The 16,186-nt window shown below is 58.8% G+C and carries 11 protein-coding genes; 3 read left to right on the top strand and 8 right to left on the bottom strand.

Features of this window, described 5'->3' with window-relative positions:
* Positions 1–75: 75 nt before the first annotated feature.
* Both C2E15_RS14170 and C2E15_RS14175 read left to right on the top strand, forming a co-directional pair.
* The gene (locus C2E15_RS14170; protein ID WP_104957941.1) at positions 76–1,206 is read left to right on the top strand and encodes a glycosyltransferase family 9 protein; all 1,131 of its coding nucleotides are present in this window, start codon (positions 76–78) and stop codon (positions 1,204–1,206) included.
* A 116-nt stretch (positions 1,207–1,322) separates the two neighbouring features.
* Positions 1,323–1,529 carry a hypothetical protein gene (locus tag C2E15_RS14175; protein ID WP_104957942.1) on the top strand — a complete coding sequence of 69 codons (207 nt, stop codon included), beginning with the start codon at positions 1,323–1,325 and terminating at the stop codon, positions 1,527–1,529.
* Positions 1,530–1,600: 71 nt separating this feature from the next.
* Here C2E15_RS14175 and C2E15_RS14180 read toward each other — a convergent pair whose 3' ends face one another.
* The 3 genes from C2E15_RS14180 to apbE form a co-directional block, all read right to left on the bottom strand.
* Positions 1,601–3,247, bottom strand: coding sequence for a multidrug ABC transporter permease/ATP-binding protein (locus tag C2E15_RS14180; protein WP_104957943.1), 1,647 nt, complete (start codon positions 3,245–3,247; stop codon positions 1,601–1,603).
* Positions 3,248–3,355: 108 nt separating this feature from the next.
* Complete coding sequence (gene alkB, locus C2E15_RS14185; RefSeq protein ID WP_104957944.1) at positions 3,356–3,997, bottom strand: DNA oxidative demethylase AlkB; 642 nt, start codon at positions 3,995–3,997, stop codon at positions 3,356–3,358.
* 36 nt (positions 3,998–4,033) lie between these two features.
* Positions 4,034–5,083 carry an FAD:protein FMN transferase ApbE gene (gene apbE / locus C2E15_RS14190; protein ID WP_104957945.1) on the bottom strand — a complete coding sequence of 350 codons (1,050 nt, stop codon included), beginning with the start codon at positions 5,081–5,083 and terminating at the stop codon, positions 4,034–4,036.
* 426 nt (positions 5,084–5,509) lie between these two features.
* Here apbE and C2E15_RS14195 point away from each other — a divergent pair, with 426 nt between their 5' ends.
* Positions 5,510–5,788 (top strand): hypothetical protein, encoded by a 279-nt coding sequence (locus C2E15_RS14195; RefSeq protein ID WP_104957946.1) that lies wholly within the window; start codon positions 5,510–5,512, stop codon positions 5,786–5,788.
* Between the two features lie 42 nt (positions 5,789–5,830).
* Here the strand turns inward: C2E15_RS14195 and ompC are convergent, their stop codons facing one another.
* The 5 genes from ompC to C2E15_RS14220 all read right to left on the bottom strand — a co-directional run bounded on the left by ompC (position 5,831) and on the right by C2E15_RS14220 (position 15,617).
* Positions 5,831–6,937 (bottom strand): porin OmpC, encoded by a 1,107-nt coding sequence (ompC, locus tag C2E15_RS14200; RefSeq protein ID WP_104957947.1) that lies wholly within the window; start codon positions 6,935–6,937, stop codon positions 5,831–5,833.
* A gap of 462 nt (positions 6,938–7,399) precedes the next feature.
* The gene (locus C2E15_RS14205) at positions 7,400–8,569 is read right to left on the bottom strand and encodes a beta-barrel domain-containing protein (protein WP_104957948.1); all 1,170 of its coding nucleotides are present in this window, start codon (positions 8,567–8,569) and stop codon (positions 7,400–7,402) included.
* On the bottom strand, positions 8,566–10,698 hold the full coding sequence (locus C2E15_RS14210; RefSeq protein WP_104957949.1) for a type I secretion system permease/ATPase: 2,133 nt from the start codon (positions 10,696–10,698) through the stop codon (positions 8,566–8,568). The genes C2E15_RS14205 and C2E15_RS14210 overlap by 4 nt, the downstream gene beginning before the upstream one ends.
* Before the next feature lie 35 nt (positions 10,699–10,733).
* The gene (locus tag C2E15_RS14215; protein WP_104957950.1) at positions 10,734–12,089 is read right to left on the bottom strand and encodes a TolC family outer membrane protein; all 1,356 of its coding nucleotides are present in this window, start codon (positions 12,087–12,089) and stop codon (positions 10,734–10,736) included.
* Between the two features lie 291 nt (positions 12,090–12,380).
* Complete coding sequence (locus C2E15_RS14220; protein WP_167391881.1) at positions 12,381–15,617, bottom strand: Ig-like domain-containing protein; 3,237 nt, start codon at positions 15,615–15,617, stop codon at positions 12,381–12,383.
* Positions 15,618–16,186: the final 569 nt, after the last annotated feature.

A 16,186-nucleotide genomic window follows, 5' to 3' on the forward strand; every position in this document is an offset into this window, starting at 1 on the left:
CCTGCTGCTATTTCACCGATCGGTTTTTCTTCTCCAAAGCTAATTAAATGGCCTTACCGTCATAAAGAGATAAACATGTCCTTTGCCAACTTTCGTATGAAAATGATTGAAAAATTGCTGCTGGCCTGCAAAAAAAAACCGAAAAAAAACGCGGCGCCGCTGAATTCCATTGATTTCAAACGCATTGTTGTCATCTCAAATAAACTTCTTGGCGATTTTCTATTTTGCACCCCTGCCATAGCCAGCCTGAAAGAAAAATATCCTGGCGCGGAAATCATGGCGGTATTAAGTGGTAAAAACCGCAATATCGTGGGAGAGTGCGACTATATCCAGCATGTCGTTTATATGGAGAATAACCTCTCCTCTGTTATCAAAGCGCTGCCGGAGATCAGAAAATTCAAACCGGAGCTGGCGGTTATTTTCCATTCCAGAACCCCTTACGATATAGTGGCGGCTACGTTTGCCGGATGCCGTTATATTGTAAAACACTACTTTAATAACGATGTAAAAAAACTCATTCCACTGTGTGATATTTCCGTGATTGATGAAACCAGCCCGCCCGTTATCAATCACCTCTCACTGGTAAAAGCATTAGGTTGCGATACGCATGATAAAAAAATGTTTTTCCCTTGCCCGGTGGAGTGCATAAAAAACGATAGCCAGCTGAATATAGGGTTTCAGCCCGGCGCCTCGAAAAGCAACCGCTTTTTACCCACCTCATTAACTTCACCTTTAGTGGCTGAATTGCTGAAGCGATTTCCAGACTGTCAGATTCATCTCTTTGGTGCGCCGCATGAAACGGCGTTAGGCGACGCGTTTATTGCGCCATTAAGCGAAGAGCAGGCCGCGCGGGTGGTGAATCATATTGGTAAAACCACACTGCCACAGCTGGCACATCAGCTGAAGGTGCTAGATCTGTTGATTACGCCGGATACCGGTACCTTACATGTCGCTACGGCTTTGCAAGTAAAAACCGTTAGCCTGTTCGTCCAGCGACGCAGTAACGGCTGTGAGCCGGTTCAGGATCTGCATCTGCATCGCATCCTCTATGCCGCTGACTTTAACGCTCTCGCCCTTGATCGTCGCTATCCTACGCCGCTGGCCTTTATCCCCTGTGAACAGGTGCTGGAAAAGGTCACTGAACTGATTGACGACAGCGGTAATCGCGCCCTTGTGACGCCGTCAAATACTCATCACCTCGCCTGATGCCTTTATCCGCAGGCGGATATCATCGCCTGCCCAACCTTTGTCACAAGAATGTAATAACGTTGTCACATTACTGCCCTAGCCTGATGCCTGTTCAACGGAACGGGAACCAGACGATGGCAGTGGTTAAAGCAAAGAATTTGCAGGATACCGAAGCGCTGCTGCATTCGGGAATCAACAAGGTGGAGCTGGACTGGGAGATAGGCAGCGATGACTTCTTCCGTCTCGCCAGCCACTGGTGCGACCGCGGTGCCAAAATCACCCGCACCCAGCGCCACTTTGTGGTATCGGTAAAAGGCTTCGCTATTCCGCCTAACGATTAAGCATCCGGCGGGTTTGCGCCCGCCGCATCGCTGCTGCGCCCCGTCCGCTCCCGGCCGGGGCGCGCTGCCGTTTAACGCCCGGTATCGGTGCGTTGCACCGCATCCAGCGTCGCTTTCTCCCGTTCGCTGCCGGTCAGCTCATGCAGCTGTCCGTCACGCATCTCCAGCAGCCGGTCGGCATGGGTAAAGTAGTGATCGTCATGACTGATGGCGAACACCGTTTTGCCGCTCTGCTGCAGCCACGGCAGCAGCTCGCGGTAAAATATGCGGCGGAAATGGGGATCCTGATCGGCCGCCCATTCATCCAGCAGCAGAATATCGCGCTGCTCTGCCGCCGCCAGCAGCAACGCCAGCCGCTTGCTCTGCCCTTTTGACAGCTGCAGATTCAGCACCCGGTTGCCCTCCAGCTTCAGTTTATCCTGCATTTTCAGCCTCTCCAGCCACTGCTGCACCAGCGCCGGATCGGCCGGCAGCGCGCCGGGGCCGATAAGGCGATCGAACAGATGCACGTCGGTAAACACGGCGGAGAACAGCTGGCGGTAGCGTTCGCTATCGCGCATCTCCTCGCCATCCACCAGCAGGGTGCCGGAAACCGGCGGATAGAGGCCGGTCAGCAGCATCGCCAGCGTCGATTTGCCGCTGCCGTTGCCGCCAATCAGAAACACCAGCTCGCCGCGCTTCAAGGTCAGGTTAATCGGACCGACGCGAAAGCCGTTTTCGCCGTAGTGGAAGACCACCTCGCGCAGCTCCAGCGTCTGCCAGTCGCTAACTGGCGACAGCGGCGCGAAATGCTCGCGCCACTCCGCCAGCTGAAAAGCGCGCAGCTTATTAAAGGCAACCTGCGCGCTCAGCAGCGTCGGCAGCGCGCCTACCGCCTGCAGCAGCGGCGTGCGCAGAAACAGCAGCGTCAGGGAATAGGTAGCGGCCACCGCGGTATCCGCCCAGCCAAGGCCGTTGGCCATAAAGAACACCATGCCGATCGCGCCCAGCATCATAATGTTCGACCAGTTCACCGCGCTGAGATGATAGGTATCGGCGCGCACGATATGGTGCCGGTAGGTGTTGGCATCTTCCTGATAAACAGTGTCGTAAATCAGCTGCGCGCGCTCGCGGTTGAGTGCCAGCTCTTTGCGCCCGTCGATCACTGTCTGATAATCGGCGTAGAGGCGGTCTTCCGTTTCGCGCAGCGTCGCCATATGGCGATAGACGCGCGATACCAGCAGCCAGCCGCCGATAATGGTCACGGCGACCCAAATCGCCGTTATCGTCAACATGCGCGGCGACAGCCAGGCGAGATAGGCCGCTGAGCCGATAGTCAGGATAATGCCCTGAATCAGCTCCGGCAGACGCACAAAGGCGATGGTGATATTGCGCACGTCGCTGGTCAGGCCCGCCAGCAGCTGGGCGCTGCCGATCTGCTCGATACGCTGAATGTGGGTGTCGAGGATGCGCTTAATAAACTGGCCGCGCAGCCGCCAGACAAAATGGTGGCCCAGCAGCGTCAGCGCCAGCTGCGATGCCAGCGTGACCGCCATCAGCAGCAGCAGCAGGCCGAGAAACTGCGGCAGCACCGTCATTGAGGCGTTGACGCTGGCGATCAGCTCATGGTTAATCCAGGCGATCATTCCGATGCCGAGCGCCGCGCTCAGCAAATTTAGTACGATAACGGCGATAAACGGCCAACGGTACTGTTTATAAACGACTGACAGCAACTCCATAACTGCATCCTGATAAGAGCCAAAGCAGCCTGCAGTTTAATGAGAAGCCAAACGATAGCAATAACAATTCTCAACTGGCCCGACTGGCGCCGGCGCTGATGCGTAGGATCAGCGCGCGCGGCGAAAAGTCAGGTTGTAGCGATATGCGCCCGCCAGCGGATGCACGCCCGGCTTCACCGGCAGTATCCCATGAAAGCGCAGCCGCGACGGGCCGCCCCACACCACCACATCGCCATGTTCAAGCAGCACGCGCTGCACGGCGTCGCCACGCTCGAAGCCGCCGAACTGAAACACCGCCGGCAGACCGAGGGAAACGGAGACGATCGGCTGGCGCAGATCCTTCTCATCCTTATCCTGATGCAGCGACAGCTTTGCGCCCGGCTCATAGCGGTTGATCAGGCAGGCGTCGGGCTGAAAATGGCTGAAGCCCGCCTCCTGCGCCGCCACCAGCGCGAGGGCGCGAAAGGGTTCCGGCATCGGCGGCCAGCGGCGGCCGGTCAGGGTATCCTCGCCGCTATACTGATAACCGCGCGTATCGCTGGACCAGCCGAGATCGCCGCAGTTGGTCATCGCCACCGACATGCGATGGCCGCCCGGCGTTATCAGGTGCTGAAAAGGGTTCTGCTGCGCCAGCTGGTCGATAAGCGCCAGCAGCATTTCCCCCTGTTCGCGGGCGCGGCGGCGCAATATAACCGCCCCTTCTGCCAGCGGCTCGGACCAGGGCGCTTCGTCGCTAAAGAGATCTAACATGGCCGCTCCCGTGATTGGCGTGTATATAGCCGCATGCTAGCGGGCGTCCGGGGCCTGCTGCAACAGAAATGCGCGGAACTGCGGCGACATCCAGCTGCTGAAACCCTGCTTTTCTTTAGTAATCAGGTAGACCGCCAGATGCTCGCGCAACGCCAGCGCCTGCGCTTTTTCGCTGCCCAGCACCATCAGACCGGTATCCCAGCCATCCGCCTCCAGCGCGGTGGTGGCGATCACCGTGGCGGAGACCAGCCGATGCTCGATCGGCTGGCCAGTCTGGGGATTAATGACGTGCGAAATGCGTCTGCCGTCCAGTTCATAATAGTTGCGGTAGCTGCCAGAGGTGCTGATGCCGTGCCCCTGCAGATCGACCAGCGCCTGCGCGGCGTTCTCCCGATCGGTCGGTTTCTGGATCGCCACCCGCCAGGGGCTGCCGGCGGGGTTATGTCCCCGGCTCAGCACCGCGCCGCCCACCGATACCAGATAATTAGCGATCCCCTCTTCTTCCATCAGCCGCGCCAGATGATCGGTGGCGAAGCCTTCTCCCATGGTGGAGAGATCGACATAGAGGTCCGGCAGATCTTTCTGTAGCCAGGCGCCGTCGGCGCGCTCGGTCACCTGCAGATGGCGCAGGCCGGTGAGCGCCTTCGCAGCGGCGATATCCGTCTGCGATGGCGTATGGGGCGGCTGCTGATCCGGGCCGAAGCCCCAAAGGTTCACCAGCGGGCCGACGGTAATGTCCATCGCGCCGTCGGTCAGCCTGCCGATGCGCAGCGCCACGGTAATGATATCCGCCATATTGCTGCTGATCGGATAAGGCTGCATCGTGCGATCCTGATTAAAGCGCGATAGCGCCGAATCTTTTTTCCAGGTGGAGAGTTCATGATCGTCCGCATCCAGCCGCTGCTGAATCTTTTCCCGCAGCCCCGCCGCCTGTGCCGCAGGCACACCCGCCAGGCTGACGCGCCACTGGGTGCCCATGGTTTTGCCTTCCAGCACGATCCCGGCGTCGGCCTCTTCTTTCTGTTGCTCGCAGCCTGCCGCCAGCCATCCCAGCAGCAGTACCGCCGCCAGCGATACGTTCTTCATCTCTCTCGCCTTTATGTGTCGTTTTGTTAATCCGCGCTGCAAAGCATAACCTGTGTAAAGTCTCTTCTGTTTGCTTGCAGAGCCTGCCGCAGCTCGCCAGACTGGGGGCTGAAACCGGCGTCTCAGGGCGTTTAAATTGTAACCCGCAGCCAGGAGTGCCTGATGCAAAACCTTATACTGCTGCTGATGTTGACCGCATTAGCGCTTTTTTCCGCCGTGAAGTACTACCGCACCGCGCGCGTCCGCGCTTTCCAGCGCCCGCGCCGCCGCTAACCCTGGCCGCTGCACCGCGGCGGCCTATTCTGCACCATCTTCGCCCGCCTCATGTTAACAAACGTGCCTAAACGCCGCGTTAACCCGTGCTAAAACCTGGCACAGGACGTGCTTGATCCCCTCTGTTCTCTTTTTATCGTAGCGGGAGTCACCATGCGTAACGTACAACCGGATGACCTGGTGAGCGGATTGACCAGGCTGCTGACCTGCTGCAGCTTTACGCTGGGCGGAACGGCGTTTGAGGGGATGTGGGGTGTGGCGCTGGAGCAGCGCGAGGCGACACTGCCGCAGCAGGGCTCGCTGTTCAGCGCGCAGGCTGGGACGACACTGCCGCCGCAGCAGGGCTCACTGCTCAACGCGCAGGCTGAGGCGGCCGCCCCGGGGCAAAATACGCTGAGCGCGCAGGCCGGGGCGACAGCCCGACGCGTATAAAAAAGGCGACGCTGAGCGTCGCCTTGTCGTCAAAGGGCTACATCAGAACTGGTAAACCAGGCCCAGAGCCACTACGTCGTCGGTGTTGATGCCGGCGGCGTCGGTAAACGCGTTGTCGTCCAGCAGGTTGATCTGATAATCAACATAGGTAGACATGTTTTTGTTGAAGTAGTAAGTCGCGCCTACGTCGATATATTTTTTCAGGTTCTGCTTGCCCCAGCCCTGGATATCGGTGCCGCGGGAAGAGACGTACGCCAGAGACGGACGCAGACCGAAGTCGAACTGATACTGCGCAACCAGCTCCCAGTTATCCGCTTTATCGGCAAAGCCGTACGCGGTCGGATGCTCGTCGTCGCCAAAGCGCGTCGCGTTATAGGAACGGGTGTACATCGCCGCCAGGTAGATGTTGTTGGCGTCATATTTCAGGCCGCCGGTGTAGGCTTCCGCTTTGTCGCCGTTGCCCAGGATAGCGCCGCTGTTCTGGGTGTTGGTGCGATCAGACTGGAACATCGCCGCGCCGAGGCCCAGGCCATTGCCCAGATCGTAAGTGGTGCTGAGGCCCCAGCCGTCGCCGTTCTGGCCGGTCGCTTTACGGCTGCCCGCTTCTTCCGGGTTGCTGTCGTTTTTGCCCTGGTACTGCACGGCGAAGTTCCAGCCGTCCACCAGACCGAAGAAGTTGTTGTTACGGTAGGTCGCTACGCCGTTGGCGCGCTGGAACATGAAGTTATCCGCGCCATAGGTATCGCCGCCGAACTCCGGCAGCACGTCGGTCCATGCGCCGATATCGTAAGCCACGCCGTAGTTACGACCGTAGTCGAAAGAACCGGCATCGCCGAATTTCAGGCCAGCAAAGCCGACGCGGGTGTAAGAATCTTTGGTGCCTTCAGACTCGGCGTGGTTCAGCGCAACCTGATATTCCCACTGGCCGTAGCCGGTCAGCTGTTCAGAAATCTGGGTTTCGCCTTTAAAGCCGAAACGCACGTAAGAGTTATCGCCGTCGCTGCCGTCGTCGTCAGAGAAATAGTGCAGACCGTCCACTTTGCCGAACAGGTCAAGTTTGTTGCCGTCTTTATTATAGATCTCAGCTGCGCCCGCGGAGCCTGCTACCAACAGCGCCGGGACCATCAGGGAGAGAATGCGACGTTTCATTTTTGTTACCCTCTGGTTAAATGCCTTTTAAGTGCCACTGCGTGCCGAATGTCTAATTTTCAGTCGGCATCTCATTGTTCAGTCGCCAGGGGTAATAATCCATCACGAAAATGCTACTAAATTTCCAAAACTGTTTCGTTATATTTTTTTAATGCAGAAAAATGTAAATAACGGGGAACTTTTAAACAGCACATAGCGTTAAAAATTACCGCACGTATTGATAAGAAATATCTGTAATTATAGATATCAGGGGGTTAAACAATGCCGCAGGTTAAGCACTGAATGATAAAAATATTCTTCGTTCAGGTTATAAAATAGATCCCGCTATCATCATTTTATTTGATTATTACCTTCATTCACCCCGAATGAGCTGTTTTACCCTTATTTTCAGCCGGACATTGATTGTCCGGCTTTTTTTATTTCCCGCCAGTTTGTCATTTTCTGTAAAGTTAATCACCTGAATTAACGTTCACGCATCGCCTCTTTGACCTTATTCAGCGGCTTAATCAAATAATCCATCACCGATTTCTGACCGGTTTTAATTTCCACATTGGCTACCATGCCTGGCACAATGGGGAATTTACGTCCGGCGCGGTTAACCAGCTCCGCTTTTTGCGTACGTACGTAGACGCGGTAATAATATTGATCGCGCTTCACCTCATCCTGCAGCGTATCAGGTGATACCGTTTCCACTTCACCCGACAGATCGCCATAGATAGAGGAGTCGTAGGCGGTCACCTTCACCACCGCCGGCAGGCCGGGACGGATATAGGCGATATCGCGCGGGTTGATGCGCGTCTCAATCAGCAGCTGATCTTCCAGCGGCACAATTTCCATCAGCTTGCCGCCCGGCTGCAGTACGCCGCCCACCGTGGTGACCTGAATATCCTTAACGATACCGCGCACCGGCGAGTAGAGCGTAGCGCGCGTCAGCTGATCCTCTTTGCCGGTCAGCACCTGTAGCTGCGCATCCAGCTCGGCGTTGTTTTTCACCTGCTCTTCGCGCGCGCGCACCGCGTATTCATTGCGCGCCTCATCGATTTTGCCGCGCAGCTCGCTGACCTGACGGCGCAGGCGGATCACCTCCACCTCCCCCGCCGCGCCCTTCGCTACCAGCGGCTCGGTCATGCGCAGCTCATCCTGCACCAGCTTCAGCGACTGCTGCAGATTGCTGACGGTTTCCAGCAGGTTGCGCCGCCGCGACTCATACAGCTGAGTTTCGCGCGCCACCAGCTCCGGCTCCTGCAGGGTGTCGGCGCTGAACTGCAACGGCGCGCCGGTCAGTTCGGCGCGCAGACGCTCCGCCGAGGCGCGCAGGGTGCGTACTTTCGCCTGCGCCTCGCCAAAGTTGGACTGGAAGCGAGTCGGATCGAGACGCGCCAGGATCTGTCCTTTGGTGACAATATCCCCTTCATGCACGTTCAGCTGGTTAACGATGCCGCCGTCCAGGCTTTCAATCACCTGCGCGCGCGTCGACGGCGTCACCTTACCGGTGCCGACCGTCACCTCATCGAGAACCGCGTAGTGCGCCCACACCAGAAAAATCAGCAGCGCCGCGCTGCAGATCCAGATAATCAGCGACGTATTGCGTTCGCGCTTTTTCAGTTCCCGTTCTACCGTCACCTGGCTCATGCCGCGTCCCCTTTTGTCGGTTTCACCGCGCCGGCGGCGCGCAATATTTCGTCGCGCGGGCCGTCCGCCACAATGCGGCCGTTATCCATTACCACAATCCTGTCCACCAGCTTCAGTAGCGCCGGACGGTGCGTTACCAGCACCAGCGTGCGTCCGCTCAGCCAGTTTTTCATCTGCCGGATCACATGCTCTTCCAGCTGTTCATCCATTGAGGCGGTAGGCTCATCCAGCAGCACCACCTGGGGCTGGCGCAGGATCATGCGGCTCAGCAGCACCATCTGTCGCTGGCCGCCGGAAAGCCCGCGCCCGCCCTCGTTGATAATGCGGTCGAGGCTGGCGGCATCCTGCTGCACCAGGCTCAGCGCCCCGCTGACACGCAGCGCCTGCAGCATCTCCTGTTCGCTGGCGTGCGGATTGCCGAGCATCAGGTTCTGGCGCAGGGTGCCGAAAAAGAGCCGCGAATCCTGCGACAGCCAGCCGAGCTGACGTCGCAGGTCGACCGGATCGATGCGGCTGATATCAACGCCGTCGACAATCACCTTGCCCTGGGTCGCCCTCGCCTGCCCGGCCAGCAGCTTCAGCAGCGTCGATTTTCCGGCGCCCACCTTGCCCAGCAGCGCAATGCGCTCGCCCGGCTTGATCTGCAGCTGCGCCACGTTCAGCACGTTTTTGACGTTCTCTTCATCATAGGTGTACTGCACATTACGCAGATCATAATGGCCGGTCAGCGTCGGGCAGTGCGCCATCTCCGCCGCCTCCGGCTGGTCGAGCGGCTTTTTCAGCAGCTCGTCAAGGCCGGTCATCGCGCTTCTGGCGTGTTGCCAGCGCGAGAAGATCATCGTCAGCTGCATCAGCGGCGCGATAGTGCGCGAGGAGAGCAGGCTGCTGGCTACCAGCGTACCGGTGGTGATATCGCCCGCCAGCACCAGATAGGTGCCGAACACCAGCATCCCGGCGTAGGTCAACTGCTGCACCGAAGAGGCCCAGCCGGTAAGCCGCGCGCCCCACAGGCGCTGTTTCATGCCAATAGCGGCGCTGACCTCGTGGGTCTGCTCCCACTGACGCTGAAAATAGGGCTCCGCCTGCAGCGCCTTGATATCTTCGACACCCTCGATGGTTTCCACCAGCACCGCGTTACGCAGCGCGCCTTCGCGCAGCCCCTCCTTCGCCAGCCGCGCCATCGGGATCTGCACCAGCAGGCCGGGGATAACGATCAGCGGGATCGCCAGCAGCGGAATAATCACCAGCGGCCCGCCGATAAAGCCCATGATAAACAGGAACAGAATGATAAAAGGTATATCCGCCGCCGCGCCGACGGTGGTCGAGGTGAGCAGCTCACGCACCTGATCGATCTCACGCAGCTGGGAGATAAAGGAGCCGGTCGATTTTGGCCGCGCCTCGTTGCGAATATTCATCGCGCGGGCGAAGAGCATTGAGGAGACTTTCAGGTCGATGCGCTTACCCATCAGATCGGAAACCTGGGTACGCATCAGGCGGATCAGGTACTCAATCGCGGCGGCAATCAGCACGCCGACGAACAGTACCCAAAGCGTCGGTTCCGACTGCGCCGGGATCACGCGGTCGTAGATCTGCATTGAGAAAAGGATGCCCGCCAGCGCCAGTACGTTGCCCACCACCGAGGCGAGGGAGATCTCGGCGATGCGCCGCCCCATGCCGCGAAAGTTTTTCCAGAACCAGTGCTGCTCATAAGGCTGCACAAACTCATCGATGCGCGCGTCGCGTCCGCGCGCCGCCACGCCGGGCACCGCCACCTGCCCCTGCGCCTGCGCCAGCAGCTCGGCCAGCTCGCTTTCGCGCACCACGTCACCGCCTTCGCTCAGCCAGTAACGCGCGCGTCCGTCAGCATCGATCCCTTCCACCACCGCCACGCTGCCGTTCTCCAGCAGCAGGATCACCGGCGTGACCTCCTGACGCCAGCGCAGCTTTTCGCGCGGCGTCATGGTCAGGTGCAGGCCCAGCAGACCCGCCAGGCGCTCCAGCTGCTGCTCCGGCGCCAGATGCTCAAACCAGCGCATCTGCTGGCGCAGCGTTTTCCCGTCAGCGGGCTTGCCGAAGCGGGCGGCGACTCGCAGCATCGCCGCAATCCAGTTTTCGGTCGAGGTTGTCATATTAGCTGCCTTATTCATCTCTTATTGCCCGCGCCCTACTGCAGTGAAGGCAGCAGATCGCCACTGTTCTTTTCACGATCGATGCCCATGATATCGAGCAGGTTATCTACCGCCGCGGCATAGCGTACCGTGGCGTTCCAGCCGTCGTAGAGCGCGGTGAGGCGCATGCTGTCAGCCTGGAACACATCCTGCTCAACGCTGAGCAGGTCGTTGAGGCTGCGCTTGCTGAGGCGGTATTCGTCGGCGTAGACCGAGCGGGTATGCTCCGCGCTCTCCAGCTGCGTTTCGCCCGCCTGCTGGCGCTGCTGCGCGCCGATCATATCGGCATAGGCGGTAGAGGCGTGCTGGTTGATATCGAGCTTGGCGCGCTGGATCTCCGCCTGCGCCGCCTGACGTTCCGCCTCCGCCGAGCGGGTTTTGGCGTTGACCAGCCCGCCCTGATAGATCGGCGCCTCAACCCGCAGCTGTAGCTCATCATCCCAGTAGGATCGGGTATCGTTTTCATAGCGGGTGCGCCCCGCCTCGACTTTAATCGTCGGCCAGTGGTTCGACGCCGCCTGATTGATGCGTTCGCGCGCCGCTTCCTGTCTCGCCTGCGCGCTGCGTACCGCGGCGCTCTTTTCATAGGCGATGCGGTCGAGGGTGATCTGCTGCTGCAGTAGCGATTCCGGCAGCTCCGGCAGGTTATCGGAGACCACGCCGGTTAACACGGTAAGCTGCGCCTGCGCCGATCGCTGCTGGGCGCGGTACTGCTCCAGGGTGGCGCGCATCCCCGCCAGGCGCGTGCCCGCCTGCAGCACGTCAGACTGCGAGTTCAGCCCGGCGTCGGCGCGCAGCGTGGCGATATCGCGCACATGTTCCAGCGAGGCGATATTTTTACGCGCCGAGACCACCAGCGCCTGATAGCGCTTTACTTCCAGATAGGCCTGCAGCGTATCGGCGGCGACGGTGGTCATGGTGTCAAACAGAGCGAAACGGTAGGCGTCCGACAGCGCGTGCTGTTCATTGATGGCGCCGCTGGTGCGGCCGAAGTCATAGAGCAGCTGGCTCAGCGTGACGCCGCCGGAGGCGCTGTTGTTCAGGCTGCCGGAAGAGTCGGTCTGATGCGACCGCCCGCCGGTGCCCTGCAGCGAGATCTGCGGATACCAGGCGCTTTTCGCCGCATCCAGCTCCGCCTCGCCGACGTTGATCTGCGCGGCAGCCTGCGCAATCTGCGGATTGCGGGCAAAAGCGCGCAGGATAGCATCGCGCAGGGTCAGCGTGGCGATCTGCTCTTCGGTGGGCGCGGCGCGCCAGTTAAATTCGGCTTTAGGCTCTGACGCGGCCCAGACGGCATGCCCGGCGCAGCCCCACGCGGCGCTCAGGCAAAGGGAAACAAGGAGTTTACGCATGCAGCTCGATCAACCTTCTTCTTATTCGTACGCGTGAGGCGGCATCCGCTTCCCCGTCCGACGGCTAATACCCGATAAGATAACATCATGAATTATTACAGAGTTCCATTCATTTTATTAATCAGTTTTATAATTTATCCGCTGTTATTTTTTTTGGGATATAAGTCACACTGTCATAAAAGCGTTGGGATAACGCCTCAAAAATGATAAAGACGGCTAAAAGCCGCCTTTATCATTAAAAAAACAACTTTATTAATCTGGTCAAATCTTAAATCAGACTAACCATTTACCTCAGGCTACCGGCTGGACATGCTGCTGTTGCAGCAGCTCGGCCAGCGCGTTTTCCGTTGCCGGCGCATAGTGGGCGGCGGCGTCGCCCTGCGCAGCAAGGTGGCCGGCAGCGGTCACGCTGTGCCACATATCCGCCGGCGCGGGCGACAGCGCCGCTTCGCCGCCGTGCGCGGTGGTTTCTGCGTGGGTGGTCGCCTTCACTGCATCCGCGTCATGCGCGGCGGCTTCGGCGTCGGCAAACTTCGCCGTTTGTCCTTCATGCGCAGATGCTTCCGCGCCGGCGGTTGGCTGTGCCGCCGTTTTGGTCTGGGGTTCAGCATCGGCGGCGCTTAAACGATCCACCAGCGCGGCAAGCGAGGGCTGGCTGTCGCTGTGCAGGCCGAGCGACGCCGCATCCAGCGGCTGGGCATGATGGTCAGCGCCTGCGGTTTCCGTGGCGGTCAGCGTCGCCGCGTGCGCGACCAGCGCGTCGGAGGCCTCATGACTCTGCGTCGGCTGAACATCGCTCAAGGTCACCGCGCCATCGGCATCAACGGTGAGTATCTTCGCCTGTACCTGGGTAACATTCGAACCGCTCCAGCTCAGCCAGTCGCTCATTGTGGCAACGACGGTATAACTGCCGGGCGTCAGCGCCTCCACGTCACTGGCGGGTACGGTGACCTGCCAGTGGTTATCAAAGCCCTGCCCATCTTCGCCAGCCGCAACGACAGAGGTGTAGGTTTTACCGTTCAGCGTAACGTACACGGTTGAGCCAATGCCCAGCCCCTCGCCGGAGGAGCGGGACGAACTGATAACCAGATCGCTATGCTTCTCCGCACCGCCCAGATGGTTGTCGCCGCTGATGGGATCAAATTCAAACGTCATGGGATAATGATAGGGATAACCGCCCGCCGCCGTTTTGATAGTGCGCGTAGCAGCGAACTGATTGCCATCCTGATCCTGATAGCTGATGGTAATATGGGTCGTGGTAGCGTTCTTGACGCTAAACAGATCGGGAACATTTACGCTCCAGACGCCCTCACTGGTAACGGTGCCGAAAAAGACCTTGTCCCCCGCGGTCAATTTCACCGTACTGTCCGCCGGAACGCCGGTGGCCTGCCCGGTAATATAGAAAGGTGCCGCGATTTCACCGTCATCCACGTTGTTGTCGCCGGAAATGGTATCAATGGTTAACACCGGCGTTTCGTTGCCGGCGCCGTTATGGTTCAGCGTCAGGGTTTTCGCCACCTGCGCCACTTCCTTCGCCCCGCCGTAGAAGGCGGTGGCGATCAACGTAATCTGTCCATCCGGCAGCATCTGCACATCTTCCTTCGGCACGGTAATCACCCAGCGGCTGTCGGTGGTGGTTTTGGTACTGTAGGTGTGGCCGTTCAGCATTACCTGCACTTCATGTCCGCTGTCGATATAGCGGCCCCAGCCGGAAATCAGCAGCTCGCCGCCGCGCTCGACGGCGCTCAACACATCGTCGCCGGTGACCTTATTCACCGCCAGCGTCGGCACCTTACTGTTGCTGTTGAGCAACGTAAACTGCGTGCTGACATGATGATCCACGCCTGCGCTGTCGGTATGGTCGGCGGTGACCCTCACTTTGCCGCCAGGGATGGCGGCGATATCGCTCTCCGGCACGGTGACGGCCCACATGCCGTCGTTGCCCAGCTTACCGCTGTAGGTTTTCCCATGCAGCGTGATCAGCACGGTGTCGCCCGGCGCTCCCTGATACGCGTAGCCGGAAATGACCGTGGCATTGCCATGTTCATTGTTAGTGATGGCGTTATTGACTGAAATCGGGTTAAACGCCAGATCGGGGTCCAGCACGGTAAAGGTTTTGGTCTGGGTGCTATTCACGCTTTCGCCCGTGTTCAGCGTAGCATTAATCGAGGCGATCACCGTATAGCTGCCGGGCGGCAGCGCCTGCACATCGCTGGCGGGCACGGTAATCTGCCAGTGGTTGTCATAGTTGCCGCCCTCCACCACGCCGGTGTAGGTTTTGCCGTTAAGCGTGACGTAAACCGTATCACCGAAGCCAAGGTTTTCACCGGAGAATTTCGAGCCGGTGATAATCAGATCGCTCTGCCCTTCCTGCGCGTCGACTTTGCCGTCGACGCTAATGGTATCGATCTGAAACGCCATTGGATATTTATAAGGATAATCAGAAGGCACCAGATGGATTTCGCGGCTGGCGGCGACCTCGTTGCCGTCGCTGTCCTGCCAGCTGACGATCGCATGGGTGGAGTTGGCGTTTTTGGCGTTATAGAGCTGTCCGACTTTGACGCTCCAGACACCGTCGCTGGTGACTTCACCATAAAAGATTTTATCTGCGATGGTCAGCTTAATGCGGCTGCCTGCCGGAATGCGGCTGGCATGGCCGGTAAGAAAGGTGGTGGCGCCGATCTCATACAGGCTGATGGTGTCATCTGCGGAAACGGTATCGATCGCCAGCGACGGCGATGCCTTGCCGGCGCCCTCATTATTCAGCGTCAGGGTTTTCGCCACCTCAGCGACGCGCGCCTCATGGCCGAGCGAGGCCAGTAGCGTGATCTGTCCTTCCGGCAGCGCCTGCACATCCGCCTGCGGCACGCTGATCGTCCAGCGGCTGTCTTTGGTGGTGGTGGCGTGATACTGATGGCCGTTCAGGGTTACCGTCACCTCATACCCTTCGCCGATATTGCGACCCCAGCCGGAAATCAACAGATCGCCGCCGCGTTCGACGGCGCTCAGCACATCGTCGCCGGTCACCTTGTTAAGAAACAGCACCGGTACCGACGGGCTCACGGTGCCCGCCAGCAGATTAATCTGGCTGCTGGCCGCGTGCGCCACGCCTGCGCTGTCGGTATGAGAGGCGTTAACGGTCACTTTGCCGTTAGGAATTTGCGCGATATCGCTTTCCGGCACGGCGACGTACCACATTGTGTCGTTGCCCAACGTGCCGCTGTAGCTTTTGCCGTGCAAAGTCACGGTTACGGTGTCGCCCGGATTGCCCTGGCGCACATAGCCGGACACCACGGTGGCGTTGCCATGTTCGTAATAGCCGATGGTATTATCAATGGAGATCGGGTTGATGGTGATCGTCTCGTTCGCTGCGCGCGTCGGGGCGTCATCCTGTTGATGGCTGGATGAGGATGTCGTCGCCACGCGGGACGAGGCGGCATCCGTTTCAGCCGCCAGGCTGCTCTGCAGGGTAGCATCGGAAAAAGGAAGCGCGGCGGCAAGCCGCTGTCGATCGGTGGTGTTGGCCATAATAAATCTCCTGTGGCGCAGCTGAAGAATTGCCGTAGGCAGTCGCATCCTGCGGCCGAAGCCGGGATGAATTGCACAGCTTTATTTATCCTTTCAAACGCTGAAAGGGGGAGTTGGCGCGCACCGGAGCTGAATCAGCCCATTAACAAGGAATGAAAACATTACCTAAAAACGGTTAGTTACCGTCATACGCGAACAGGTATAAAGAAAACAAATAAGACCAGCATCTCCATCAGTTTATCTTATCGATTAATAATATTAATCGTTGGTACCAGAACAGCAGTCTCTTCTTTTTACTTTTTTTTACATGATAACTGGCTAAGAGCCTGATATGACGCTGCCTGCGCGCGCGCTGCCGCTGGCGTTGTTAAGCGGCGCTGCCGCTTGCGATCGTGCCGCCCATCGCTGATACGCAGCGGAAATAATTAGGAATTTCCCTGGCGGCGAAAATGCGCATGTTGGCGTAGCCGAACGCGAAACCGCGATTCCCGTCCCGGTTAACGCACGGCGAGCGGCGACCACCACAATGATAGCGGCAACACCGGTGGCGATGGCAATAGCGGTAACGA

The organism is Mixta gaviniae (assembly GCF_002953195.1).
Taxonomy (GTDB): Bacteria; Pseudomonadota; Gammaproteobacteria; order Enterobacterales; family Enterobacteriaceae; genus Mixta; species Mixta gaviniae.

Coding starts and splice junctions, on each gene's coding strand:
- C2E15_RS14170 (WP_104957941.1), top strand. CDS start 76: ATGTCCTTTGCCAACTTTCGTATGAAAATGATTGAAAAATTGCTGCTG.
- C2E15_RS14175 (WP_104957942.1), top strand. CDS start 1,323: ATGGCAGTGGTTAAAGCAAAGAATTTGCAGGATACCGAAGCGCTGCTG.
- C2E15_RS14180 (WP_104957943.1), bottom strand. CDS start 3,247: ATGGAGTTGCTGTCAGTCGTTTATAAACAGTACCGTTGGCCGTTTATC.
- alkB (WP_104957944.1), bottom strand. CDS start 3,997: ATGTTAGATCTCTTTAGCGACGAAGCGCCCTGGTCCGAGCCGCTGGCA.
- apbE (WP_104957945.1), bottom strand. CDS start 5,083: ATGAAGAACGTATCGCTGGCGGCGGTACTGCTGCTGGGATGGCTGGCG.
- C2E15_RS14195 (WP_104957946.1), top strand. CDS start 5,510: ATGCGTAACGTACAACCGGATGACCTGGTGAGCGGATTGACCAGGCTG.
- ompC (WP_104957947.1), bottom strand. CDS start 6,937: ATGAAACGTCGCATTCTCTCCCTGATGGTCCCGGCGCTGTTGGTAGCA.
- C2E15_RS14205 (WP_104957948.1), bottom strand. CDS start 8,569: ATGAGCCAGGTGACGGTAGAACGGGAACTGAAAAAGCGCGAACGCAAT.
- C2E15_RS14210 (WP_104957949.1), bottom strand. CDS start 10,698: ATGACAACCTCGACCGAAAACTGGATTGCGGCGATGCTGCGAGTCGCC.
- C2E15_RS14215 (WP_104957950.1), bottom strand. CDS start 12,089: ATGCGTAAACTCCTTGTTTCCCTTTGCCTGAGCGCCGCGTGGGGCTGC.
- C2E15_RS14220 (WP_167391881.1), bottom strand. CDS start 15,617: ATGGCCAACACCACCGATCGACAGCGGCTTGCCGCCGCGCTTCCTTTT.